This is a genomic window from Nonomuraea roseoviolacea subsp. carminata, from assembly GCF_024172185.1.
In the GTDB taxonomy this organism is placed as follows: Bacteria; Actinomycetota; Actinomycetes; order Streptosporangiales; family Streptosporangiaceae; genus Nonomuraea; species Nonomuraea roseoviolacea.
Genome location: NZ_JAMZEC010000001.1, coordinates 4,004,131 through 4,028,501, shown reverse-complemented (window position 1 = coordinate 4,028,501; position 24,371 = coordinate 4,004,131). Strand labels below are relative to the sequence as shown.

Below are 24,371 nucleotides of genomic sequence, written 5' to 3'. Positions count from 1 at the left end.
GGTCAGGCGGTCGCCGAGGAGGACGGCGTGGGGGGCTGCTCGGGGGTGGGGACGGGCGTGGCGGCCGGGGGCGGGGTGGGGGCGGGAACCGGGGTCGGGTGGGGATCGGCCGGCGGGCTGGACACCTGGCTGGGGACGGGATGGCCGGTGGGGTCGCCGGTGGGCTTGCCCGTGGGCCTTCCGGTGGGTTTTCCGGTGGGCTTGCCGGTGGGTGCGGCGGTCGGCTTGCCGGTGGGGCAGGGCGTGGGGGCCGGGCCGTGGCTCTGGTGCTCCCTGCCGCCGGGGTCGGCCGGGGTGCCGGGGGGCGGCGGCGTGACGGGAGTGCCCGGGTCGCGGGTCGGGCGGCCCGGTGCCGACGAGGGCGTCGCGGGGGCGCCGGTGGCGCTCGTGCTGGACGGCAGGGAGCCCTGGGTGGGGACGCCCTGCGTGGGGACGATCGCCGCGGTCGGCGCCGGCTCCACCGGCGTGATCGAGTGGAACATCCCGTACGGGAACGTCGCCCGGGAGTCGACGATCGGCTCGACGATGGGCTTGACGTCCACGGGCTGGCCGTCGGGCGCGGGCGGCCACGGCATGCGGGCGCCGGGCGGCCCGGCCGTCGCGGGGAGCGCCGCCGGGGTGCCGCCTCCCTGGTGCAGGTCGCCCTGGAACTGGTGGAAGACGGCGGCTATCGCCACCATGGACGCGACCGCCGCCAGTGTGCCCGCCAGCGCCTGAGGCCAGCGGCGAGGCCGCCTGTCACCGGGTTCGGGAAACCCGTCGGGGCCGAGCGCCCCCGATCGCCTCGCGACGTAGCGCCGGTACGGCATCAGCTCGGGGTCGGCGAAGCAGCTCAGCACCCTGACCCGCAGCGCGGCGGGCAGCGGGACCGGCGGCACCAGGTCGAAGACCTTGGACTCCGAGACCGGCCGGTCGCGGTGCGGCGCGCACGTCTCGCACCGGGACAGGTGCCGGACGAGCTGCTCGCGCATCCGCGGTGTCAGCTCGCCGGCGAAGCCGCTGAGGATGCGGGCCCTCGTGGCGCAGTCGTAGGGGCCCTTGCGGGCCAGCACCTCGGCCGTGATCGCGTCGCGCAGGCGGTCGCGGGCCTGCGCGCGGGCCGCCTCGACCTGGCGCTGGCGCACGCCGAGCACCGCCGCCACCTCGGGGACGGTCAGACCGTGGCGGGTCGTCAGCTCCAGCACCGCCCGGTCGGCGACGGGCAGGCCGCGCACCGCGTTGGCCGCCATGACGCGCAGGTCGGCGTCGGCGGGGTCGCCGGGCGGCTCTCCCGCGGCGGGCGGTTCGGCCGGGAAAGCCCGCTGGGCCGGGAAGGACCACTCGTCCCGGAAGGACGGCTCACCCAGGAAGGGCGGCTCGCCCGGGAAGGGCGGCTCCCCCTGGAAGGACGGCTCGCCCGGAAGGGACGGATCAGCCCGGAACGACGGATCGGCCGGGAAGGACGGCTCGTCGGCCGGCCAGCCGGGGCCGGCGACGGACATTCCTGGCGCGTCCGCCGGCGCCGCGGCGTCGGGGCGGCCGGCGGCCAGCCGGCGGCGCAGGCACTCGGCGTGGGCGAGCGCGTAGAGCCACGTCCTCAGACGCCCGGGATCGGAAAGGGAACCGGCGTGCTCGGCCGCCGCGATCAGGGTGTCGCGGAGGGCCACCTGGGCGCTGTCGGAGTGCGGAAGAAGGGACCAGCAGTATCTATAGATGCCCTCGGCGTACGCGTCGTAGAGCGCGGCGAGGGCATCCGGGTCGCCGGCGCGGAGCGCTTCGACCAGGACGCGGTCATTCATATGACCGAATGTAATGGATTAGTAACTTGTAGTTCTACCGTTTCGGAGCCTCCGGCGTGGCTCCTTCACCTCGCCGGGCGGAACCGCTCCGCAATAAATCCCCCAAACCCATTTATCAGCTATTTTAGAGAATATTTCGCATTACTCGGCAGGCCGCGTCCCGGGAGGAAACGGACGCGGCCCCGATCACTCCTTGTGCTCGGTCAGGGCCGAGCTGCCCCGGTCCACCGCGAACGGCGGCATGGACGGCTTGATCGTGTGCAGCGGCACCGCGCCGCCCAGCGCCAGCTCCTCGTACGGCCGCGCCGTCGAGCCCCACGTACGGGCCGTCACCTCGGCGTCGGCCGGCTTGGCCTTGCCCGGCAGCCCCTCCACGGTCAGCACGAAACGCGGCGTCCGGCCCGGCTTGACGTCGTCCACGAACGTGCTGCCGCCCCCGAGCAGCTTGCCGTCCCGGTCGCGGACCAGCGCGTTGACCACCAGGCTGCCCGCCGGCAGCCGGTACGGGTTGCCGACGTAGCCGGTGACCACGACGGAGCCGTCCTTCTGCGGCAGCGTCTGCACCCGCGTGACCGGGAACGGCCGGAACGCCGACGGGACGCGAGCCGCGGTCCGCCACTGGGCGGGCCGGTACTCGATGGACACCTTCACCGGCTTGTGCTCGGCGTTGGCGTGGCCGGTGAAGGCCAGCTCGCCGCCGGGCGGCACGGCGTCGAGCGGCTGGTCCATCCGGACCACCTCATGCCCGCCGGCGTCGCGGCCGACGATCGTGGCCACCACGTGCTCGCCGAAGTGCCACGGGTTGTCGTTGGCGAGGACCCCCGCCCAGTTGACGACGTACCCGTCGGACGACTTCGTGACGTGCGAGACCTGCTCCTTGAGCGTGAGCGGCTTGAGCTTGGGTTCTGACGGCACCTCGGTGGAGCACCCGGTGAGGCAGATCGCCCCGAGTGCGAGGAGGCTGACGGTTCGGCTACGCGGGATCACTTTGCCGTGATAGCCGCTTCATGGGTACGGCTGGCAGAGGACACGCGCCTGCCGTACCCAATCTTTAACGCGCGCGCACGACCCTGGTCTCGTCCCACACCGGGTGTGGCGACTCGTAGACGGCGCCGTCCGAGCCGAAGACGAGGAAGCGGTCGAAGTCGGCGGCGAACCAGCGGTCGTGCGTGACCGCGACCACCGTGCCGTCGAAGGCGTCCAGGCCCTGCTGGAGCGCCTCGGCGCTGGCCAGGTCCAGGTTGTCGGTCGGCTCGTCGAGCAGCAGCAGCGTGGCCCCGGACAGCTCCAGCAGCAGGATCTGCAGCCGCGCCTGCTGCCCGCCGGACAGCGTGTCGAAGCGCTGCTCGGCGACCAGCCCGGCCAGCTCGTAGCGGGCCAGCGCCTTCATGGCCTGGCTCTTGTCGCGGGCGTGCTCGGTCATGACGATCTCGACCGGGGTGCGGCCGAGCAGGTCGGGACGGGCGTGGGTCTGCGCGAAGTGGCCGGGCACGACGCGGGCGCCGAGGCGGGCCGTGCCGTCGTGGCGCACCGGCTCCCCGGCGAGCAGCCGCAGGAAGTGGGACTTGCCCGAGCCGTTGGAGCCGAGGACCGCGACCCGCTCGCCGTACCAGACCTCCAGGTCGAACGGCCGCATCAGGCCGGTCAGCTCCAGCCCCTCGCAGATGACGGCGCGCTTGCCGGTGCGTCCGCCCTTGAGCCGCATGCTGATGTTCTGGTCGGCGGGCGGCACCTCCGGCGGGCCGGCCTCGACGAACTTGCGCAGCCGCGTCTGCGCCGCGTGGTAGGCGGCGGCCATGCCGTCGTTGTAGCGCGCCTTGTTCTTCAGCATGTTGACCAGGGCCTTGAGCTTGGCGTGCTCCTCGTCCCAGCGCCTGCGCAGCTCGTCGAGGCGCTCGTTGCGGGCCCTGCGCGCCTCGGCGTAGGTGACGAAGCCGCCGCCGTGGATCCAGATGTTGCCGGCCTCGACGGTGACGACGCGGTCGGCGGCGTTGGCGAGGAGCTGGCGGTCGTGGCTGACCAGCAGGACCGTCTTGGGCGTCTCCCTGAGCTGCCGCTCCAGCCACTCCTTGCCGGGCACGTCGAGGTAGTTGTCGGGCTCGTCGAGCAGCAGCGTCTGGTCGGGGCCGCGCAGCAGCGCCTCCAGGACCAGCCGCTTCTGCTCGCCGCCCGACAGGGTGGACACGTCGCGGTACTTCACGTCGTCGTACGGCACGCCGAGCGCGGCGACCGTGCAGGTGTCCCACAGGACCTCGATGTCGTAGCCGCCCGCGTCGGTGTAGTCGGTGATGGCCTGGGCGTAGCGGAGCTGCGCCTTCTCGTCGTCGCGCTCCATCATGACCAGCTCGGCCGCCTCCAGCCGCTCGGCGGCCTTGCGCACGGCCGGCGGGGCGACGCTGAGCAGCAGGTCGTGGACGGTGCTGCCGTCGCGGACGCTGCCCACGAACTGGCGCATCACGCCGAGCCCGCCGGAGCTGGCCACGCTGCCCTCGACGGGCTGGAGGTCACCGGCGATCAGCCGCAGCAGCGTGGTCTTGCCGGCGCCGTTGGGGCCGACGAGCGCGGCCTTGACCCCCTCGCCGATGCGGAAGGACACGTCGTTGAGCAGCGGCCGCCCGTCGGGCAGCACGTACGTCAGATGCCCGATCTCCACATGCCCCATGGCGCCTTCCCTCGGTCGATCCGCCTCGCGCAGGGTACCCGGGCGCGGGCGACCCGGTCATTCCGTTTTCAGCCGGGCCGCCGGGCCACGCGGCCCGCGTGCTCCAGGATGCGCGCGTTGATGAGATCCGGCACGTCGAACGCGATCGAGTGGCCGCACCCGGGCACCAGCTCGACCTCGGTCGACGGGGTGAGGCGGGCCAGCCGCCGGGCCTCCGCGGCCGAGTCCTGCATGGTGCTGTGGGCGCCGAACACGATCCGGGCGGGCACGGTGACGGCGGCCAGGTCGTCGTCGGTCAGCGGCACCATCGGCGGGAGCGCCTGCTCGTACAGGTACGTGCCCGAGATGGCGACCATGAGGATCCGGCTCTTGCGGTTGATCGAGTCGGTGTGGATGAGCCGGGACAGGGGCCGCCTGATCCACGGCGGCGCGTGGAGGCCGAGCCCGCAGGCGAAGCCCCACGCGTAGTGCCGCAGGCCGGCGACCCGGAAGGCGGCCGGGTCGAGGAGCGTCATCCCGGCCACGCGCCCGGGCATGCGGATGGCCGCGTGCAGCGCCTGCCAGCCGCCGTAGGAGAAGCCCACGAGGTACGCGGCGGGCGCGCCGATGCCGTCGAGGACCTGGCCGAGCCAGTCGGTCAGGTCGCCGGCGCCGTCGAGGGGCCGGCTCTGGACGCTGCGGCCGGCGGCGCCGACCGGGTCCACGAGGTAGACGGGGTGGGCGGCGCCGACCGGGCCGCTGGTGTGGATCCAGCCCAGGGAGTTGCCGCCGTGGCCGGGCAGGAAGACCACCGGAAGCCCGTCCGCGGCGCCGGTGCGGTAGAGGCGGGTGCTGCCGTAGGCGGTCGGGACGTCGAGCGGCTCCAGCGGCACCGGGAAGTCACGGATGGCCGCGTCGTAGCCCGCGAAGTACCGCTCCTCCGCCCTGTCGTTGCGGAACCGACCGATCTTGGGGTGATCTGCCATGGATTCCCTCCGTTCGACCCCGTTCTTGATACATGTGTACCATGAAAACGTGCCGAAGCGAGTGGACCACGAGGAGCGCCGGAGCCAGATCGCCGAGGCGGTCGTCCGGATCGCCGCGTCACGCGGCCTGGAGGCGGCCAGCATGCGGGAGGTGGCCGCCGAGGCCGGCGTCTCCCTGCGGCTGGTGCAGTACTACTTCCACACCAAGGAGGAGCTGCTGCGCGGCGTGCTCGCGCACCTGGGCCGGCTGATCGCCCAGCGGGTGGCCCGGGCCGTGGCGGCGCTGGGCGAGCCGGTCACGCCGCGCACGTTCCTGTACGGCGCGCTGCCGGCGCTGATCCCCACGGACGACGAGAGCCGCCGGATCGTGCTTGCCTACCAGGCCCACTACACGCTCACGCTGACCCGGCCGGAGCTCGCCCCCGACGGCCTGACGTACGCGAACGCGCTGCGCGACCTGGTCGCCCGCCACATCCGGGAGGCGCAGGAGGCCGGTCAGGCGTCCGGGGACGAGGACCCGGGGGTCGCGGCGGCCATCGTGCTCGCCCTGGTGACGGGGCTCCAGTCGAGCGTCCTGGCCGGGCAGTACGACGGCCCGGAGGCCGTGGCCCTGCTGACCGCCCACCTGGACCGGCTGTTCACCTAGCGGCGGGAGGGCAGACGACGCCCGCCACGATCTCGATCGCGGCGGCGGCCAGGAGAGGCAGGGCGGGATGAACACCGAGCAGCAGCGCCCCCAGCGCCGCTCCGGCGAAGGTGGCGGCGACCGTCGCGAAGCGCCGTTCCGCGGTCGCCAGTGACGACAGCATGAACAGCCCCGCCAGCGCGCGGGTCACCACCGTCGTCGGCAGGTCGTGGGCCGCCACGCGCAGCACGGTGGCGTTGCGCGAGCCCATCGCCAGGGCGAGCGTGACGATCACCGCGAAGCGGTGCGGATCGTGCTGCAGGCGGTCGCCGAGCAGCAGCGCGAGCAGCGCCGCGACCAGGATGAGCACGCCCTCGCTTGCGATCGCGAACGTCAGCCACCGCGGCCCGCGCCACCTCACCAGCACGCCGTGCGCCCAGTGACCGGCGATGGCCCCGGCCGCGAACGCCGCCAGGGCGATGACCGGCCCGGCCGGCCGGATCGCGTCGTTGAACACTCCGAACCCGGCGAACAGCACGTTGCCCGTCATCACCGCCGTGAACACGCGGCCGAGCCCGAGGAAGCTCACGGCCTCGACCACGCCCGTGACCCCGGTGAGCAGGACCAGGATCACCGTCAGCCGCTCGGGCCGGCTCCCCTTCGCGAAGGGCATCTCCCCTTCATATCCGCCACCCCGGCCACGGGCGAAGCCGCCGCACCGGTGTCCCGAGGCCAGCGACCAGGACGCACATGGCGGCCACCAGGTACGGCCAGCGCGCCATGTCCGTGAGGCAGGTCGTCTCGAACGGCAGGCCGTCAACCGGCAGCGCCAGCAGCGCCACCCCGGCCGCGGTGACGAGGGCGACGACGCGTGCGCCGCGCGGCCCGAGTCCCGCGACGGCGACCGCGGTGATCACGAGCACGACCACGACGGAGTGGAACGCGATCATGGCCGTCAGCCTGAAGCTGGTCAGCCCGTCGCCGGCCAGGACCCCGTCGACGTAGTCACCGCACCGGCCGGGGTCCGCGAGCCCGAGGCGCAGACGGAGCGCCGGCCACAGCGCGAGGAGCAGCGCGGCCGTCCACCCGGCCGCCGCCCTCCGTCCCGCCGTCCCTGGCGCGGGTCGGGCGACCGCGAGCAGGAGCGCCGCCGCGGCCAGGGCCGCTAGGGCGCCACCTTGGCGCGGCAGCGGCGGGATCCAGGGGTAACGCAGCGGGATCACCACGTCGGCCGCGATGACGAGCAGCGTGAGCGGCAGCCCGAGGAGGCGGGTCCGCGTGGGCGCCCACAGCACGAGCAGGGCCAGGGCCACGGGAAGCAGCGGGTCGGCCCAGGCCAGCGCTTCCGTCGCGATCAGAGTCACCGGGCCCCGCACCAGCGGCCCGTAGGAGGACCAGCCGTAGGACCCCCAGGGAACCGCGACGAGCACGACGGGCGTGGCGGACAGGCAGACCGCGCCGAGGCGTAACAGGCGGACCACGGCTGGGGACATCGGCGGACTCCGGCTCGGCTGGGGGGTGCGCGGCACAGCACCGTTCAAGGAGGCGACAGTAGCCGATCTTCACCACAGGGGTGGACAGCAAGTGATCTAATGACTAGAACTGTAGGAATCGCCCCCCTAAGGACGTGCCATGACGCGATTCCGTGCTGCCCTCATCCCCCTGGCCGCCACGCTCCTCGGCCTCACCGCACTGCCTTCCCAGGCCGTCGCCGCACCCCCGAAACCGGTGCCGAGCGTCTCCGCCGACCGGTCCGCCACGACGCTCACGAGCCCGTCCGCGTGCGCGCCGACGGTCAAGGGCGCCGCGACCGACGCCCGGCTGACCAGCCTGTTCACCGCGTACGGCAACGACAACAGCCGGCTCGACGACTGGACCGGCGCCGACGGCACCTACTCGCTGCGTCTCCCCGGCGGCCGCGAGCTGTGGATCTTCTCCGACACGTTCCTCGGCCGGATCAACCCCGACGGCTCCCGGCCGCCGGTGGTCGAGGAGGGCGGCACCACCGTCTTCCTCAACAACACCTTCGCCACCGAGCGCGACGGCCGGCTGTCCACGATCCACGCCGGGACCCCCGACAAGCCCGTCGCCGTGATGCCGCCACGCGACAGGAACCACTGGTACTGGGCCGGTGACGCCACGCTCGCCGGCGGCCTCGTCGAGGTGACCTACCAGGAGTACGAGCGCTACGGCACCGGCGCGTGGGACTGGCGCTGGCACCGCAACGTGGTGGCCAGGTTCGCCCCCGGTCGCCTGGACCGGCCGGTCAGCGTCCACGACCTGCCCTCCGGGCACGGCGTCTCCTGGGCCTCGGCCACACTCAAGGACGGCGGCTACACCTACGTCTACGGCGTGGAGGACCTCGGCTCGCCGAAGTACATGCACCTCGCCCGGGTCAAGGGGCAGAGCCTGCTCGGCAGCTGGGAGTACCTGAAGGCGGACAACACGTGGTCGCCGGACGAGGCCGACTCGGCCCGGATCATGAGCGGCGTGGCCAACGAGTACAGCGTCACCAAGGTCGGCGACGGCTACGTGCTCATCACTCACGACACGACCGAGGTGCTGAGCGCCAACATCGTGGCCTACTCCTCGTGCTCGCCGTTCGGGCCGTTCACCGGCAAGCAGCACGTCTACACGACGCCCGAGACGAACGGGAACATCTTCACCTACAACGCCCACGCGCACCCGGAGGTGTCGGGCAAGGGCCTGGTCGTGTCGTACAACGTGAACAGCTTCGTGAACACCGACCACTACCGGGACTCCTCGATCTACCGGCCTCGCTTCATCGACGTGAGCTTCGGGTGAGGCGCAACTGGGCGGCGCGCCTGCGGTCCGTCACCATCGACGGGCTGCGGGCGGTCGTGCTCGAGAACGAGCGGCTGCGCGTGACCGTGGTGCCCGGCAAGGGCGGTGACGTGGTGGAGTTCCTGCACAAGCCCACCGACACCGACTTCGTCTGGCTCTCGCCGCAGGGCCTGCGCGACCCGGCTCACCACCTCCAGGGTGCCGCCGACGACGTCGCCCAGTTCGTCGACCACTACGAGGGCGGCTGGCAGGAGATCTTCCCCAGCGGTGGCGCGCCCAGCGAGTACCGGGGGGCGCGGCTGGCCCAGCACGGCGAGGTCGCCGGGCTGCCCTGGGACTGCGCGGTCACGGCCGACTCCGAGGAGGAGGTCGCGGTACGGCTGAGCGTGCGGACCCGGCGCCTGCCGTACCGGGTGGACAAGACCTTCCGGCTGCGGGCGGGCACGGCCGCGCTGGAGGTCGAGAGCAGCGTGCACAACGAGTCCGACCTGGAGCTGCACGCGATGTGGGGACAGCACATCGTGTTCGGCCGGCCGTTCCTGCGGCCGGGCGCGCGGATCCGGCTGCCGGAGGGCGTCACCGTGATCCCGCACGAGACGGCCGTCAACCCGCGTGGCCGCCGCGTGCGGGCCGGAGGGCCGTGGAGCTGGCCGGTCGTGCCGGCCGACGGCGGCGGCGAGACCGACCTGAGCGTGGTCCCGGAGCCGGGGGCGCCCGGCGACGTCGTCTACCTGACGGGGTTCACCGAGGGCTGGTACGAGATCGTCGCCGACGTGGGGATGCGCGTCGAGTGGGACGCCGAGGTGCTGCCGTACCTGTGGATGTGGCAGGAGCTCGGCGCCTGGCAGGACTACCCCTGGTGGGGCCGCCTGTACACGGTCGGTCTTGAGCCGTTCGCCGGCATGCCGACCGACGGGCTGGCGCGGGCGGTGGCCAACGGCACCGCGCTCACCCTGGGACCGCGCGGGACGAGGACGCTGACGATGCGGGCAGAGGTTCTGGCATGAGTGAGTTCGGCGGCAAGGTGGCGCTGGTCACCGGCGGGTCGATGGGCATCGGCCGCGCGGTGGTGGACCGGCTGGCCGACGGCGGCGCGTCCGTGGTGTTCTGCGGCGCCGACGAGGAGGCGGCGCTCGACAGCGAGCACGTGACGGGCGTCGTCGCCGACGTGCGGCGCGCCGGCGACATGCGCGACCTGGTGGACCTCGCGGTCGCGAAGTACGGCGGGCTGGACATCGTGGTGACGTGCGCGGGCGTGCAGAGGTACGGCACGGTCGAGGACACCCCCGAGGACGTCTGGGACGAGGTCATGGACATCAACCTCAAGGGCGTCTACCTCACCTGCAAGGCGGCCGTGCCCCGGCTGCGGGCGCGCGGCGGCGGCTCGATCGTGGTGATGTCGTCGGTGCAGGCGTTCGCCTCGCAGGCGCAGGTCGCCGCCTACACCGCCAGCAAGGCCGCCCTGAACGGCCTGACCCGGGCGATGGCGCTGGACCACGCCGCCGACGGCATCCGGGTCAACGTGGTGTGCCCCGGCTCGGTCGACACGCCCATGCTTCGCTGGGCGGCCGACCTGTGGCGCGGGCCGCTGTCGCAGGAGGAGCAGGTGGCCCAGTGGGGCCGCGCCCATCCGCTGGGCCGCGTGGCGCGGCCCGAGGAGGTGGCCGAGCTGGTGGCCTTCCTCGCGGGCCCCCGCTCGTCGTTCATCACCGGCGCGGAGCACCGCGTCGACGGCGGCCTGCTGGCGCGGAACCCGGCCGCCCTACCCGACTGACCACGCCCGCGCGCCGCCGCCCCAGCGCGCGGGCGTCAGCGTTCTAAGACCTCGGCGGCCCGGTCGAGGCGGGCGCGCAGGTCGTCGCGCAGGCTCGCGAAGCGGGCCGGCTCGGCGGCGATGACGGCCCGCTGCGCCGCCGTGTCGGCGGCGAACCAGGCGGGCACCAGCCCCGAGGACCACTTGCAGCCCGTGTCGGCCGTCGCGGTGCGCTTCTCGCGGGCCGTCACGGCGGCCGAGCGCAGGTCCCAGCGGGGGTCGGCGATGGCCGCCTCCGGCGACGGGTACGGGTGTCCGGCGCGTTCCATGCAGGTCTTCCAGCGGGCTACGGCCGCGACGACGGCCGGGTGCCGGGCGGTCCCTTCGACCGTCCGCGCGTCCTGGAGCGCCAGCCACTGCCAGTCGGCTCCCGGGTTGGTGCGGCGGTCCAGCTCGGCCGTGACGCGCTCGTCGCAGCCCGTACGGCCTGGCGTGCCGTGGAGGTCGCGGCGGGCGGACCGGCCGAGGGCGGCGTCCCAACCGGGGCCCGGCGGTCCGGACGTTGGCAGGTGGTAGCCGTGGCGGCGGGCCCGGGCCGGGTCCGCGACGCCGTAGCGGCGGCTGTTGCCGGGGTCGCCCGCGGCGTAGGCGGCGGCGTCCGGGCGGGGCGGGGAGACGGCATGCCCGCGGCGGTGCATGCAGCGGGCGAGCAGCGCGGCGCGGGCGCGCGCCATCAGCGCGCGCTGGCCCGGGGTGGGGCGGTAGGCGTCGAAGGGCAGCACCAGGTCGGCCACCCGGACCGGCGGCGGAGCGCCGGGCGGCAGCGGCACGGACGGCCGCAGTGGCGGGGCAGCGCCTGGCGGCGAAGCGGAGGGCGGCAACGGCAGGGTGGCGGGCGGCGGCGCGGGAGCGCAGCCCGCGGCGCAGACGGCGGCGCAGGCGCCGGTCAGCAGCGCGCCGAGGAGCGCCGGGCCGCGCGTGGGTCCGCGGCGGCCGGTCTCCGGAGGCCCGATCCGGAAACCGGCCCCGCCGCATGTGGTCAGGCGCACCAGATGCTGAGGGAGCTCGCGGTGTTGTTGCCGACCGTGCCGTTCGCGAGGAACGGGTCGGCGCGACCGGCCGCGAACGTGCTGTGTGCGCCGGTGAAGAGGGGGTTCTGCCAGAGGACGGCCTCGCAGCCGCTGCGGTTCTTGACCGAGCTGGCGTCGTTGTTGACGATCCGGGACGTCTCGACCGCCGTGTCACCCTGGAGCCACAGGTCGTCGCCCAGGTAGGCGTCGCTCTCGGTGAAGTCGCGCCACAGGTCGCGCGGGTAGGCCCCGCTGTAGTTGTAGCCGTAGTACGCGTACAGGCACACCGCGCCCCGGTCGCAGCCGCCGTCCGGCCCGGCCAGCGCGGATGCCGCCGGCAGGGCGAGGCTGAGCGACGCGGCCGCGGCGCAGGCGCCGGCCACGCGGATGATCGTCCTCACTGCTGCCTCCCCGACGAGGGACCGTCCTTGATCGGTAACCTAGCGTGTCGTTCCGAATACGGACCGGTATGACATGCCGAGTCGGGTAAGAGGCAGCGGTGCGCCGGTGGTTACCGGCTGGTGGTCACAGCGGGACCTCCTGGGAGACGGTCGGGTCGGCGAAGCGCTCGTTGGGCACCCGGGCGTACCACCCGGGCCGGCCCGGGTCGCGGTCGTAGGGGTAGCCGCCCAGCTCGCGGTAGAGCTCGGCGTAGCGGGCCACCTTGTCCTTGTCCAGCCGCACGCCGAGACCGGGCGCGGTGGGCACCGCGATGGCGCCGCCCTCGTACGGCAGCGGGCCGCCCTCGATGACGTCGTCGCGGAGCTGGTGGTAGTGGGCGTCGGCCGCGTACGTGAGGTTGGGCAGCACCGCGCCCAGGTGCAGCATGGTCGCGAGCTGGACCCCCAGCTCGCCGGAGGAGTGCACGGCGATGCCGAGCTGGAACGTCTCGCACACGCCCGCCGCCTTCACGCACGGCCGGATGCCGCCCCAGAACGTGGTGTCGAGCAGGACGACGTCGGCGGCGCGGCGCAGCACGTTGGAGGCGAGCTGCTCGAAGTTGACGACGACGGTGTTGGTCGCGAGCGGCACCCGGACCTGCTCGCGCACGGCGCGCAGCCCCTCCAGGCCCCAGACCGGGTCCTCCAGGTAGTCGTTGTTCAGGTTCTCGATGGCCCGGCCGAAGCGCAGCCCCTCGGCCAGCGACAGCACCGCGTTGGGGTCGTAGCGCAGCCGGTCGCCGGGGAACGCCTCCGCGAGCGCCCGGTAACACTCCAGCTCGTGGTCCGGCGGGAACACGCCGCCCTTGAGCTTGTGCACGGTGAACCCGTGCGCCTCCTTCAGGTCGCGGGCGTGCCCGACGAGCTGGTCGGGGGTGCGGATCTCGGGGTGGCCCTCGGCGGCGTACCGGAAGAACAGGTACGAGGCGAACGGCACCTCGTCGCGGACCCGGCCGCCGAGCAGGTCGCACACGGGCACGCCGAGGCGCTGCCCGATCACGTCGAGGCAGGCGAACTCGATGGCCGCGAGGAGCTGGGTGCGGTTGTTGTAGAGCGACGCCGTCGGATTGGCGATCTTGAAGCGGAGCGCTTCGAGCTGGAACGGGTCGTGCCCCTTCAGGTACGGCAGGAGCGCCCGGAAGGCCGCCTCGGCGCTCTCGCCTCCCCCGCCCATCTCGCCCAGCCCGACGAATCCCTCGTCGGTCTCGACCTCCACGAGCGTGCGGACGAAGCGCCCCCAGTGGGCGCCGTTGCTGTGCCGCAGCGGCGCCTCCAGCGGGACGGCGACGGTGGTGGCCCGGATGTCAACGATCTTCACGCGCACGTCCCCCAGACCGCGGCGACCCCGCACGCGGGCAGCCGTACCTTGACCGATTCGCCCGCCACCTCGGCGGGTTCGCGCCCGCGCTCCAGCCCCGCGCTGACCTCGGCCGAGCGCAGGCCGGGCAGGGTGAGCACGACCTCGACCGGCTCGGCGGCCAGCGACTGGAGCCGGACGACCCGCTGCGCGCCCGCCTGCCCGATCGAGGTGACCAGCACGTCGGGGTGGTCCACCGACGCGTACGAGCGGGCGGCGGCGCCGGACGGCCCGGTGACCAGCACGCCCGCGAACGGCTCGGTCAGCCCGGAGGCCGCGAGCGCGCCCAGCCGCCGCCCGTCGGCGCCCGCCTGCGACATGACCGCGTAGCGGAACGTGGTCTCGCCCTGCTGCTGCGACGGGAAGTTGGTGTCCCAGATGTTGTTGAGCGCCCAGGAGTACACGGTGCCGTCCTCCTGCTCCAGCGTCGGCGGGAACGGCGCGTACGGCATGTGGATGGTGCCGAGCTGCACCAGCGGCGCCTCCAGCGTGGCCCAGGCGACGGTCAGCTCGGGGTCGTCGAAGGCGATCCAGTGACGGATCGGCAGCATGTACGCCGCCGAGCCGGGCACCTGCGGCACGTCGCGCCCGCCGACGCCGCCGGTCAGCTCCCACGCCGTCGCCGGGCCGGCGGCGAACGGGAAGGCCAGGAAGACCGCCTCCTTCGCCGGGGTGCCCTGCTTGGCGAGCTGGTAGGTCAGGTCGAGCCGGGGCACGCCGCGGTGCAGCTCGATCGTGGTGCGCAGCCAGTCAACGCCCTTGCCGTGCAGCTCGACGACCAGCCGCTCGCTCACGGCGGTGCGCTGCGCCTTGACGATCGTGGCGCCCCGGCCGATCGCCCGGTCGCCGAGCAGCGTGCGGTCGTGCGCGCCCACGTGCCCGGACAGGTGGTTGAAGTGCGGGGCGGTGGCGTAGCTGTCGTAGACGTACTGGCCGAACCCGGCCGCCGCGTCGCGGTTGACCAGCTCCCGGCCGGCGACCTTGTCGAAGATCGAGCCGATGTAGCCCTCGCGGACGTCGTACGTCACCCGGTAGAACTCGTTCTCGATGACCCCGCCGGGGTCGGCCTCGACCGGCTCGGCGGCCTGGCTCGCGGCCGTGACCACGTCGACCCGGGCGTAGCCGTTGCCGGGGACGTCGGGCACCACGGCGTGCAGGTGCCGCCCGATGGGCCGGGTCGGCCAGTCCTCGGGGTGGACGTACTCCTCATGATGGGCGAGCGTCTCGCCGGTGCGCGCGTCCACGAGCGCGATCGGGATGTCGGCGGCCACCACGTCGCGCGGCAGGAACGCGCGCACCAGGTCGGTGCGGGCCCGCGTCGCGGGGTTGAACACCGCGAACGAGGCCAGCGTGCCCTCGGGCAGGTCGCCGTCCTCCGCCAGCGCGGCGCCGAAGCGGCGCACGGCGGCGTGCAGCAGGTCGGCCGCGTCGTCCTGGGCGTCGTAGGCGCCCGACGACTTGCGGGTCCACTGCAGCCCGCCCGAGTCGCCGGCCTCCTCGGCGTCCTCCCACGGGTTGGCGGCGCCCCAGGTGTGCTCGTTGAACAGCGCCACCTTGTCGTACGCCTCGTCGATGCGGGCGGTGGCGTCGGCCCCGGCGAGCGTGTGCAGGGTCTCGGCGGCCCGCAGCGCGGACTGCGCCCGCCGCACGTAGCCGAGCGGGCGCGCGCCCGAGCCGAGCCCGTCGGCCCACCAGTCGGTCCAGTCGCCCTCGTGGACGGCCAGCCGGTCGTGGTAGCGCTCCTCGACGTGCTCGAAGAAGTCGCTGTTGACGGCCGAGCGCAGGCGCGGCCAGGCCCACCGCTCGTTCCAGGTGCGGGCGATCGCCGCGGGCACGATGGACGGGCCGGCGTTGTCGGCGTGCGCGCCCTGCACGCGCATGTGCAGCACGTCCAGCTCGTACGGCTCGCGCGGCGCGTCGGGCCCCTGCCAGCCGAACGTGCCCGGCCCGTACGGGTAGCCGCGCGTGGCCAGGGCGGCCAGGTAGCGCGGCAGCAGGTCGTCGGCCAGCTCGTAGGAGTCGGTCAGCCCGACCGTGTTGCCCTCCATGTACGCCATGCCGTGCGGGGTGTCGGTGAACCAGACCAGCAGCTCGTTGCCGCTGGGCGCCCGCCAGCGGAACGGCCGGGTCAGCTTGTCGCCGCCGTGCAGGTACGGCACCGACCGGCCGGCCCAGTTGTGGGCCGCGGCCAGGTAGCGGACCCCGGCCGCGTTGAGCGCGTCGACCAGGCCGACCACGGCGCCGGGCACGTCCGTGTGCATGGCCGAGCGCGTGGCGAAGCCGTACTCGCGCTGGAGCTCGGAGGTGAAGCGGAGCTGCCGGTAGAGCTCCTCGGTGGAGCACGCCTCGGTGTGGAGCTGGAACGGCAGGGCCGTCACCTCGATGACGCCCGCGCGGGCCGCCGCGGCGAACGCCTCGACCTGCTCGGCGGGCCGGGCCGCCAGCCACTTCAGCGCCGGCATCGACGACTCGACCGTCCAGCGGAACTTCGCGTCGTCCGGCCAGGACGCGGTCTCCTCGGCCAGGCGCACCGCGGCGTCGAGGTATTCGAGGTGGTGGCGCAGCACCGTGCCCTGCGGGTCGGTGTAGCCGATGTCGAGGTGGGAGTGGTGGACGACGAACACGCTCCACTTGCGCTGCGGCGTCACCGTGATCCGCGCCGAGCCGACGAGCCCCTCGTCGTCACGCGACTCCAGCGTGAACGCGCGCGGCGCGGACACCTCGGGCACGAGCAGCGTGACGTCGGAGCCGGTGGCGCTGTCGACCCCGACCAGCACGTGCGTCAGCGGGCGGGTGCTCGACACTCGGACCGCCTGGCGGCCGTCGTGCGTGAACAGCGGCAGCACCGCGACCCGCACCTCCAGCCCCCGCAGCTCGATGACGGGGGTCGAGGTGTCGTTGCGCAGCGCCTGCCTGATCCCGTCGTAGTCGGGGGAGCCGAGGCTCCGCTGCAGCAACCGGCTGGTCAATTCAGACACTCCCTAGGGACAGGCCTCGGGCGAAGAGGCGCTGGGTGGCGAGGAACAGCAGGACCGTCGGCAGCGAGCACATCAGGCCCGCGGCCAGCCCCACGGGCACGGGGGTGCCCGCGTAGACGTCGGTCATCAGACCGGCGAGCGCGGTCATCACGGGCCGCACGCTCTCGGTCGTGGTCAGGGTCAGGCCGAACAGCAGGTCGTTCCAGATGAAGGTGAACTCCAGGATGAACACGGCCGCGAGCGCGCTGGTCGAGATCGGCAGGTAGACCCGCCAGAAGATGCGGAAGGTGGACGCGCCGTCCATCCGGGCCGCCTCGAAGATCGAGAACGCCACTCCGCTGTAGAAGTTGCGCAGCACGAACGCGGCCAGCGGGACGTTGACGGCCGTGTAGACGAGCAGCATGCCGGCCCTGGTGTCGTACAGCCCGGCGTCGCTGTAGCCGACGAACAGCGGCACCAGCAGCATCTGCGACGGGAACACCGTGCCGCCGAAGATGAGCAGGAACCACCAGAAGCCGTGACGCAACCGCAGCACCACGATGGTGTACCCGGCCATGGCCCCGATCACGACGCCGAGCAGCGGCGACACCACGCTGTAGAGCGCGGTGCTGGCCAGGCTGGAGCCCAGGTCCGCCTTGTCCAGCGCGGCGGCGAAGTTGGCGAACAGCGCGAAGTCGCCCGAAGGCGCCCACGCCGTGGCCGGGTCGTACGACGCGGCCGGGCGCGCGGCGTTGACCAGCAGCAGATACGTCGGGTACAGCCACACCAGGCCCAGCACGACCAGCACGGCGCGCCGGATCACGAGGCCACCTGCCTTTTGAGGTAGAGGTAGGAGGCCAGGCCGGTGACGACGGTCAGCATGACCGCCACCGCGGAGCCGTAGCCGTAGTCGCTGGCCACGAACGTCTCCTTGTACATGGTCACCGCGAGCGTCTCGGAGTTGCGCCCGGGCCCGCCCTGGGTCAGCACCCAGACGATGTCGAACGTCTTCAGGCTCGCCACCAGCGCCAGGCCCACGACGACCGCGGTCAGCGGGCGCATCAGCGGCCAGGTGATGTGCCGGAACAGCCGCCACCCCGACGCGCCGTCCAGCCGGGCGGCCTCGATCGGCTCCTTGGGGATCGACTGCAGGCCCACGACGAACAGCAGCGTGTTGACGCCGAGCTGCTGCCAGGTCCACACCAGCAGCATGGCCAGCGTGTTGACCGGCGCGCTCTGCAGGAACGCGGTGTCCACGCCGAGCAGCACGTTGGCGATGCCGCCGTGCGACAGGATCGGGCTCCACACCAGGGCGAGCCCGGCGCCGCTGAGCGCGTACGGGAGCATGAACGGCACCCGGTACCAGGCGCCGCCCTTGATGTCGTAGGACAGGACGGCCACCAGCAGCCCGAGACCCACCGGCAGCACCATCGTGCCGACGACCCAGAGCAGCGTGTTGCGCAGGGAGGTCAGCAGCGCGGGGTCGTCGAAGAGCTTGCCGAAGTTGGCCAGGCCCGCCCACTCGGGCGGGGCCAGGCCGTCGTATCGGGTCAGGCTCAGGTACGCGGTCCACACGAAGGGGGCGTAGAGCAGCCCCGCGACCAGCAGGGCCGCGGGCGCCACATACCCGTACCGGAACCGCCCGAGAATGGGAGAACTCCGTCTCATGGCCTCACTCCGTGAGGCGGGCTCGGTCGCTCGAACCCGTCGCCTTCCCTCGTCGCTCTGGTCGCTGCGCTCCCGCCGCTCCTCAGTCCAGGCGACGGCGCTCCCTCGCTCACTGGTGGGTGCTCCAGTACTCGTCGGCCTCCTTCTGGATCGTCGCCAGCACTTCCTTGTACGTGCCGGGCTCGGTGACGAACTTGCCGAAGCCGTCGAGGGCGGCCGTCAGTACGGGCGGCGGCGTGGCCTCGAAGTACCGGTTGACCAGGCGGTACTTGCCGCTGCCGGCGTCCTTGGTGATCTGGCCGAGCGCCTCGTCCTTGATCTGGACCTTGGGGTTGGCGCTCACGTCGCCGCGGCTGGTGGCCCACTTCTCCTGGGCCTCGGCGCTGGTCCACCACTTGAGGTACTTCGTGCTGGCGTCCGGGTCGGCGGCCTTGGCGAGGGAGCACAGCGGGCCGCTCTCGAAGATCACGGAGGTCTTGGGGAGGGCGGGGTTGACGTTGGGGATCACGAAGAAGCCGTAGTCGGTGCCGGCCTTCATGTCCCGCTGGGTCATGCTGGTGTTGAACCAGGTGCCGAACGAGATCATCGCGGCCTTGCCGTTCTTCATCACGTCCCCCGGGTCCGTCTTGTCACCCGGGTTCACGAAATATCCGGCGTCGATGAGCTCCTTCCACTTCTCCATCACCTGGACCACACCCGGGTCGGTGTACTTGGCCTTGCCGGTGGACAGCCGGTCGTACAGGTCGGGGTCGGAGCCGGCCATGAGCTGCTCGAACCAGACGAAGGAGAACAGCACGCTGGTGTGGTAGAAGGGCGTGACGCCGGCCTTCTTGAGCGTGGCGGCGGCCTTGACCAGCTCGTCCCAGGTCGTCGGGGGCTTCAGGCCGTGCTGGTCGAAGAGCTTCTTGTTGTAGAACATCCCCCAGTAGGCGACGTTCATCGGCACGCAGTACTGCTTGCCGCCGATCGTGTAGTACGGCGCGAGGTCCTGCGACAGGTCGCCGGCCTTGATCGCCTCGTGCCAGACGGCCGTGGTGTCGGCCACCTGCTTCTGCTTGACGATCTCCTCCAGCATCCCCCCGGTCTGCCAGGTGAACAGGTCCGGCTTGACGTTGGTGCGGAACGACGCCTTGATGAACGCCTGGTACTGCGCCGAGTCGGTGTATCCCGTCGGCTTCATGCCGAGGCCGATCTTCTGCTTGGACAGCGCGCCCATCTCGTCGAAGTACTTGGTCCAGGCGCCCTTGTCGTTGTAGAGCGTCAGCTCGGTCTTCTTCTGCGGGGTTCCGCCGCCGGTGCCGCCGCAGGCGGCGAGGAAGAGGGCTGCCACGCCGAGCGTGGCCATGCCTGACCGGATCATGCCCCGGCCTCCTTGTTTCACTTGGGGGGGTTGTGCAACCTCTGCTCAACTACGGTCCTGACGTCCACCAGGTGAGCCCGCATGCGCTCCTCGGCCGCCGCCGCGTCGCCCGCGACGATGGCCTCCAGGATCGCCCGGTGCTCCTCGTAGTCCCGGCGACGGTCGTCGAAGAGCTGCAGGATCGCCCGCTGCTCGGCCCCGTGGACCGTGAGCAGCGAGTCGACGATCTCGTGCAGCACGCTGTTGCCGGCCAGCCTCGCGGTGGCCCGGTGGAAGGTCATGTTGGTCTCGTGCAGCTCCGCGTCCTCGCCGCGCAGGTGCCGGGCGGCCTCGTCCAGCACTCGCTCCAGCGCCGCGAGCTCGGCGCCCGCCGCGCGCTGCGCCGCCATGGCCGCGAGCGGGGGCTCGATGACCACGCGGGCGCCGAGCAGCTCCAGGAGCTGCTCGCCGTCCATCTCGCGCATGTTGGGGTTGGGCAGCACGACACGCTCGATGTCGGCTCCGACATAGATGCCGGAACCGTGCCGCATCTCGATGGCCCCGGTGGCCTCAAGCCTGCGGAGCGCCTCGCGCAGTGTCGGGGTGGTGACGGCGAAGCGCTGGGACAGCTCCCGGGTGGAGGGCAGCCGGTCGCCCGGCCGGAGCCCACCGGCACGGATGAGCTCCAGCATGCGCTCGGTCAGAGCGTCGGACAGGGTTGGCCGCACAACCTCGGACATATCAAGTGATCTAATCACTTAACGGGCTTCACGTCTATGAGGGCTTCATGTCTTTGAGGAGAGTATTTTTCCGGCCATGAAGCGTCTCCGGCGTGTCCTGGCGTGGGTGGTGGCCGTCCTCCTCGTGCTGTCCGTCGCCGGCGTGGGCGCGGCCGGGTGGTACTACTCCGGCCTGGTGATCGAGCCCTCGCACGGGTCCTCGTACCCGCTGGAGGTGGTGGCGTACACGGGCGACCTGGTGACGCTGCGGGGCGGGGACGACACCGCGGCGCCCGGCACGTACGGGCTGACCTGGGACGGCGGCAGCGCCACGCTCGGCGCGGTGGTCTCCAGCGGCGGCGATGTGGTGCGGCGGGTGGAGAAGGTGCGGCGCGGCACGCTGCGGCCCGGCGTGCGGGCCTACCTCGACCGGTGGATGTGGGGGCACGAGGACCCCGGCACGGCGCTCGGCCTGCCGTACCGGACGGTGAGCGTGCCCGGCGAGCTGGGCGAGCTGCCCGCCTGGCGCACCGAGGGCTCCTCCACGACCTGGGTGATCGCCGTCCACGGCCGCAACGCCACCGCGTCGGAGGCGCTGCGGTTCGTGCCGGTCTTCCACAGCCTGGGGATGCCGGTGCTCGGGATCACCTACCGCAACGACGAGGGGGCGCCCGCCGGCGACGGCCTGTTCCACCTCGGCGCGACCGAGTGGCGGGACGTGGCCGCGGCCATCTCCTACGCCCGCGGCCAGGGGGCGACCGGGGTGCTGCTCTACGGGTTCAGCATGGGCGGCGGCATCGTGCCGATGACCGTGCGCCGGATGCCCGGTGAGCCGGTCAAGGGGCTGATCCTGGACAGCCCGGTGCTCGACTGGAACGCGCCCATCGACCTCGGCGCCGACCAGCGCGGGGTGCCGCGGTGGCTGGCCTCGGTCGGCAAGTTCGTGGTCGAGCGCCGCACGGGCGCCTCCCTCGACGACCTCGACCACGTGCGGCACGCGCGGGAGTTCCGCGTGCCGGTGCTGCTGTTCGTGGACGACGCCGACGCGTCGGTGCCGGTCGGACCGGCGCTGCGGTTCGCCGCGGCGCGGCCCGACCTGGTGACCCTCGTACGGACCCGGGGCGGCGGCCACGTCGGCTCGTGGAACACCGACCCGGCCCGCTACGAGCGGGCGTTACGCGACTTCGCGACCAGGGTCGGCCGCTGACCTCCGCGTCACCGGCGGAGCAGGCTCCTCATCTGGGCGATCTGGGCGCGGCGGGACTCGCGCACCCGCTCGGCCCAGCTCCTGGCCTCCGGGTTCGCCCCGCTCGCCGCCTCGGTCCCGGCCATCCGGACCGCGTCGTCCTGGTGGGCCATGAGCAGGGTGAGGAAGTCCCGGTCGAACGCCTTCGACCGGGCCAGCGCGGCGATCCGCGCGCGGTCGGTCTCCGGCATCCCGCCGTGATGGTCGTGCGCCCCGGAGGGCGCGGTGAGCGGCTGCTCCCAGGCGTACAGCCAGCGCAGCATCATCTCGACCTCGTCCTGCTGCGTGGCGGCGACGGCCGCGGCGAGGGTCCGCACCTCGGGCGAGCGGCCCCGGGCGGCGCCCAGCTTCGCGATCTCGATGCCCTGCCGGTGGTGCGGGATCATCATCTGCGTGAACATCACGTCCTGGGCGTTCACCGGGGGCGCCGGGGTGCCGCGGGCGCCGCAGCCGGGCAGCGCGAGCAGCAGGACCGTCATCAGGACGAGTGCCGGGGCCGTCCGCCTCATCCCTCGTCGCCTCCCGCTCGGACCGGGATTGATAAGTAAACCTTCTTAATAGTTAACGATGACAGCCGTCCCCGCAATGCGGAAGCGAATCGGCCGCATCGCCTCCTAATCTCGCCGTCCATGAGCCACGACATCACGCCGTTCCGCATCGACGTCCCGCAGGCCGACCTGGACGAGCTGGCGCGCCGGCTCGACGCGGCCCGCTGGCCCGACGAGCTGCCCGGCGCCGACTGGGACTACGGCGTCGCCTCCGGCTACCTGGAGGAGCTTGCCGGGCACTGGCGCGACGGGTACGACTGGCGGGCGCACGAGCGCCGGCTCAACGAGCTGCCGCAGTTCACCACCGAGATCGACGGGCAGAACATCCACTTCGCCCACGTGCGTTCCCCCGAGCCGGACGCCGTGCCGCTGCTCGTCACCCACGGCTGGCCGAGCACCGTCGCCGACTTCCTGGACATCGTCCGCCCGCTGACCGAGCCCGGCGAGGCCGGCGTGCCCGCCTTCCACCTGGTGCTGCCGTCACTGCCCGGGTTCGGCTTCTCCGGACCCACCCGAGAGCGCGGCTGGGACGTCACCCGCATCGCCCGTGCCTGGGCCGAGCTGATGCGCCGCCTCGGCTACGACCGCTACCTCGTGCAGGGCGGCGACTTCGGGTCCCTGATCTCCCCCGAGGTCGCCCGGGTGGCGCCGGAGCACGTCATGGGCGTCCACCTCAACGCCGTGGTCACCGCCTCCACGCCCGCCCCCGGTACCTCCGGGCTCACCCCGGAGGAGCTGGCCAAGGCCCGGGCCACCGCCGAGAAGTGGCGCGAGCGCTCCGGCTACGCCACCATCCAGTCGACCCGGCCGCAGACCCTCGCCTACGCCCTCACCGACTCGCCCCTCGGCCTGCTCGCCTGGAACCTCGAATGGTTCGTCGACTACGACCCCGCCCGCGCCGTGCAGACCCCGGTCGAGCGCGACGCGATCCTCACGAACGTCACCACGTTCTGGCTGACCCGCACCGCCGGGTCGTCGATGCGCCTCTACCGGGAGGCGAGGGCGGCCTTCGGCGGCGGGCCGCGCGTCGAGGCGCCGACCGCCGTCGCGCTCTTCCCCGGTGACAGCACCATCCGCACGCTCGCCGAGCGGCAGTACGCGATCGTGAGGTGGACCGAGTACGACCGGGGCGGGCACTTCGCCTCCCTGCAGGCGCCGGACCTCCTGGTCGAGGACGTCCGCGCCTTCGCGGTGAGCCGTCAGTAGCCGACGGCCGTCAGGGCGCGGTGGTGCCGGGGGTTCTCGACCTCGTCGACCAGCGCCACCGCCAGGTCGGCGTAGGCGAACAGCCGCTCGTCCGCGTCGGGCAGGACCGCCGAGCCGCCGATCCGGTACTTCCCGGTGCGCGGGCGTCGGCGTCCAGCATGGTGGGCGGCGGGGCGAGCACCACCCAGTCCAGGGCCGGGTCCGCGTCGCGCAGCGCCTCCACCGCGGCCAGGTGGCCGAGCGAGAACGCCCGGTACTCCGCCGGGAAGCCGGGCGCGTCGTGGACGAGCACGCCGGGGGCGCTCTCCAGCGTGGTGCCGATGCCGACCAGCACCACCCGCTTCACGCCGGCCCGGCCCAGGCCCTCGGCCAGCGCCGCGGTCGCGGCCGGCAGGAAGTCCGTCGACGGCATGTCGAGGCGGAGCGCGGTGTTCACGGCCGCGTCGTGGCCCGCCGCGATCCGCGCGACGTCCTCGGCGCTGGTGACGTCGCCGGCGACCACCGTCACGCCCGCACCGCCGAGGTCGGGGTGGCGGGCCGGGTCGCGGACCACCGCGGTGACCCGGTGACCCCGTCCGGCAGCCTCGGCCACCGTGGCCCGCCCGGCGCGGCCACCGGCGCCGAACACAACGATCTCGCTCATGGGACAGCTCCGTTCGCACAGGCCGATGGGGGTCATCGGCGCTGTGCGGACGCTAACGGCCGCCCCCTTGGTTCCCGCAACGATAGTTACGTACGCTCGGCAGAGTGACTGACGCCCTCGATCCGGACATGTTCGCCCAGTGCGCGAACGTCACGCCGCTGATCCAGATCGGCGACAAGTGGACCAGCAAGATCATCCGATGCCTGGAGAACGGCCCCCGCCGCTTCTCCGAGCTGCGCGTGCCGCTGCGCGGCATCACCCCCAAGGTGCTCACCGAGACGCTGCGGGCGATGGAGCGCGACGGGCTGCTCACGCGCACCGCGTACGCCGAGATCCCGCCCCGCGTCGAGTACGAGCTGACCTCGCTCGGCCGCACGCTGCTGGAGCCGATGGCGGCGATGTGCTCCTGGGCGCGGGAGCACATGGAGACGCTCCTCGACGCCCGTGATCGCCATCTGGCCTGACCGTCCGCACACGGCCGCCAGGTCGCCGTTCGTTAACGTTCCGCTCACTCTGCGTCGCAGTCAGGTTTGTCCGGGTTTTGTGACACTTGCCGCGCTCTGGGCCCCCGAAAAAGACCACCAAACGGC

General features: G+C 72.8%; 23 protein-coding genes. 7 read left to right on the top strand and 16 right to left on the bottom strand.

What is annotated here, in order from left to right; genetic code table 11:
• Positions 1 to 2: 2 nt before the first annotated feature.
• The 4 genes from HD595_RS18855 to HD595_RS18840 form a co-directional block, all read right to left on the bottom strand.
• Entirely contained in the window at positions 3 to 1,778 is a 1,776-nt protein-coding gene (locus HD595_RS18855) for a sigma factor-like helix-turn-helix DNA-binding protein (protein ID WP_253770794.1), read from the bottom strand.
• 186 nt (positions 1,779 to 1,964) lie between these two features.
• On the bottom strand, positions 1,965 to 2,765 hold the full coding sequence (locus tag HD595_RS18850; RefSeq protein ID WP_253770792.1) for a hypothetical protein: 801 nt from the start codon (positions 2,763 to 2,765) through the stop codon (positions 1,965 to 1,967).
• A 64-nt stretch (positions 2,766 to 2,829) separates the two neighbouring features.
• Complete coding sequence (locus HD595_RS18845; protein WP_253770789.1) at positions 2,830 to 4,440, bottom strand: ABC-F family ATP-binding cassette domain-containing protein; 1,611 nt, start codon at positions 4,438 to 4,440, stop codon at positions 2,830 to 2,832.
• A 68-nt stretch (positions 4,441 to 4,508) separates the two neighbouring features.
• Positions 4,509 to 5,405, bottom strand: coding sequence for an alpha/beta fold hydrolase (locus tag HD595_RS18840; RefSeq protein WP_253770787.1), 897 nt, complete (start codon positions 5,403 to 5,405; stop codon positions 4,509 to 4,511).
• Between the two features lie 49 nt (positions 5,406 to 5,454).
• Here HD595_RS18840 and HD595_RS18835 point away from each other — a divergent pair, with 49 nt between their 5' ends.
• On the top strand, positions 5,455 to 6,051 hold the full coding sequence (locus HD595_RS18835) for a TetR/AcrR family transcriptional regulator (RefSeq protein WP_253770785.1): 597 nt from the start codon (positions 5,455 to 5,457) through the stop codon (positions 6,049 to 6,051).
• Here HD595_RS18835 and HD595_RS18830 read toward each other — a convergent pair.
• Positions 6,044 to 6,703 (bottom strand): DUF1275 family protein, encoded by a 660-nt coding sequence (locus HD595_RS18830; protein WP_253770783.1) that lies wholly within the window; start codon positions 6,701 to 6,703, stop codon positions 6,044 to 6,046. The genes HD595_RS18835 and HD595_RS18830 overlap by 8 nt on opposite strands.
• A gap of 7 nt (positions 6,704 to 6,710) precedes the next feature.
• Positions 6,711 to 7,523 (bottom strand): hypothetical protein, encoded by an 813-nt coding sequence (locus HD595_RS18825; RefSeq protein ID WP_253770781.1) that lies wholly within the window; start codon positions 7,521 to 7,523, stop codon positions 6,711 to 6,713.
• Between the two features lie 139 nt (positions 7,524 to 7,662).
• Between HD595_RS18825 and HD595_RS18820 the strand changes: the two genes are divergently transcribed.
• The 3 genes from HD595_RS18820 to HD595_RS18810 are packed head-to-tail and all read left to right on the top strand — an operon-like array spanning position 7,663 to position 10,609.
• Positions 7,663 to 8,835: a DUF4185 domain-containing protein gene (locus HD595_RS18820; RefSeq protein WP_253770779.1), complete on the top strand. Its 1,173-nt coding sequence runs from the start codon at positions 7,663 to 7,665 to the stop codon at positions 8,833 to 8,835.
• Positions 8,832 to 9,842 (top strand): DUF4432 family protein, encoded by a 1,011-nt coding sequence (locus HD595_RS18815; RefSeq protein WP_253770777.1) that lies wholly within the window; start codon positions 8,832 to 8,834, stop codon positions 9,840 to 9,842. Before HD595_RS18820 ends, HD595_RS18815 begins: the two co-directional genes overlap by 4 nt.
• On the top strand, positions 9,839 to 10,609 hold the full coding sequence (locus HD595_RS18810; protein WP_253770774.1) for an SDR family NAD(P)-dependent oxidoreductase: 771 nt from the start codon (positions 9,839 to 9,841) through the stop codon (positions 10,607 to 10,609). The genes HD595_RS18815 and HD595_RS18810 overlap by 4 nt, the downstream gene beginning before the upstream one ends.
• Before the next feature lie 35 nt (positions 10,610 to 10,644).
• Here the strand turns inward: HD595_RS18810 and HD595_RS18805 are convergent, their stop codons facing one another.
• The 8 genes from HD595_RS18805 to HD595_RS18770 all read right to left on the bottom strand — a co-directional run bounded on the left by HD595_RS18805 (position 10,645) and on the right by HD595_RS18770 (position 20,159).
• Positions 10,645 to 11,637 (bottom strand): hypothetical protein, encoded by a 993-nt coding sequence (locus HD595_RS18805; protein ID WP_253770771.1) that lies wholly within the window; start codon positions 11,635 to 11,637, stop codon positions 10,645 to 10,647.
• Positions 11,628 to 12,059 carry a peptidase inhibitor family I36 protein gene (locus tag HD595_RS46795; protein ID WP_253770769.1) on the bottom strand — a complete coding sequence of 144 codons (432 nt, stop codon included), beginning with the start codon at positions 12,057 to 12,059 and terminating at the stop codon, positions 11,628 to 11,630. The genes HD595_RS18805 and HD595_RS46795 overlap by 10 nt, the downstream gene beginning before the upstream one ends.
• A 124-nt stretch (positions 12,060 to 12,183) precedes the next feature.
• A complete protein-coding gene (locus tag HD595_RS18795; protein ID WP_253770767.1) occupies positions 12,184 to 13,416 on the bottom strand; it encodes an enolase C-terminal domain-like protein in 1,233 nt (410 codons plus the stop codon).
• Complete coding sequence (locus HD595_RS18790; protein ID WP_301309537.1) at positions 13,413 to 16,424, bottom strand: glycoside hydrolase family 38 N-terminal domain-containing protein; 3,012 nt, start codon at positions 16,422 to 16,424, stop codon at positions 13,413 to 13,415. The genes HD595_RS18795 and HD595_RS18790 overlap by 4 nt, the downstream gene beginning before the upstream one ends.
• 1 nt (position 16,425) lies before the next feature.
• The gene (locus HD595_RS18785) at positions 16,426 to 17,235 is read right to left on the bottom strand and encodes a carbohydrate ABC transporter permease (RefSeq protein WP_253770763.1); all 810 of its coding nucleotides are present in this window, start codon (positions 17,233 to 17,235) and stop codon (positions 16,426 to 16,428) included.
• Entirely contained in the window at positions 17,232 to 18,080 is an 849-nt protein-coding gene (locus HD595_RS18780) for a carbohydrate ABC transporter permease (RefSeq protein WP_253770761.1), read from the bottom strand. Before HD595_RS18780 ends, HD595_RS18785 begins: the two co-directional genes overlap by 4 nt.
• Positions 18,081 to 18,189: 109 nt before the next feature.
• Complete coding sequence (locus tag HD595_RS18775) at positions 18,190 to 19,440, bottom strand: ABC transporter substrate-binding protein (protein WP_253770760.1); 1,251 nt, start codon at positions 19,438 to 19,440, stop codon at positions 18,190 to 18,192.
• Positions 19,441 to 19,457: 17 nt separating this feature from the next.
• Positions 19,458 to 20,159, bottom strand: coding sequence for a FadR/GntR family transcriptional regulator (locus tag HD595_RS18770; RefSeq protein ID WP_253770758.1), 702 nt, complete (start codon positions 20,157 to 20,159; stop codon positions 19,458 to 19,460).
• Positions 20,160 to 20,235: 76 nt separating this feature from the next.
• Here HD595_RS18770 and HD595_RS18765 point away from each other — a divergent pair, with 76 nt between their 5' ends.
• Positions 20,236 to 21,345, top strand: a complete 1,110-nt coding sequence (locus tag HD595_RS18765) for an alpha/beta hydrolase (protein WP_253770756.1) — start codon at positions 20,236 to 20,238, stop codon at positions 21,343 to 21,345.
• 8 nt (positions 21,346 to 21,353) lie between these two features.
• Here the strand turns inward: HD595_RS18765 and HD595_RS18760 are convergent, their stop codons facing one another.
• Positions 21,354 to 21,893, bottom strand: a complete 540-nt coding sequence (locus HD595_RS18760; RefSeq protein WP_253770754.1) for a DUF305 domain-containing protein — start codon at positions 21,891 to 21,893, stop codon at positions 21,354 to 21,356.
• Positions 21,894 to 22,013: 120 nt separating this feature from the next.
• Between HD595_RS18760 and HD595_RS18755 the strand changes: the two genes are divergently transcribed.
• The gene (locus HD595_RS18755; protein ID WP_253770752.1) at positions 22,014 to 23,138 is read left to right on the top strand and encodes an epoxide hydrolase family protein; all 1,125 of its coding nucleotides are present in this window, start codon (positions 22,014 to 22,016) and stop codon (positions 23,136 to 23,138) included.
• A 10-nt stretch (positions 23,139 to 23,148) separates the two neighbouring features.
• Here the strand turns inward: HD595_RS18755 and HD595_RS18750 are convergent, their stop codons facing one another.
• Positions 23,149 to 23,781: an NAD(P)-dependent oxidoreductase gene (locus HD595_RS18750; protein ID WP_253770750.1), complete on the bottom strand. Its 633-nt coding sequence runs from the start codon at positions 23,779 to 23,781 to the stop codon at positions 23,149 to 23,151.
• A gap of 104 nt (positions 23,782 to 23,885) precedes the next feature.
• Between HD595_RS18750 and HD595_RS18745 the strand changes: the two genes are divergently transcribed.
• The gene (locus HD595_RS18745; RefSeq protein WP_308211181.1) at positions 23,886 to 24,245 is read left to right on the top strand and encodes a winged helix-turn-helix transcriptional regulator; all 360 of its coding nucleotides are present in this window, start codon (positions 23,886 to 23,888) and stop codon (positions 24,243 to 24,245) included.
• The last annotated feature ends 126 nt before the right edge of the window (positions 24,246 to 24,371 follow it).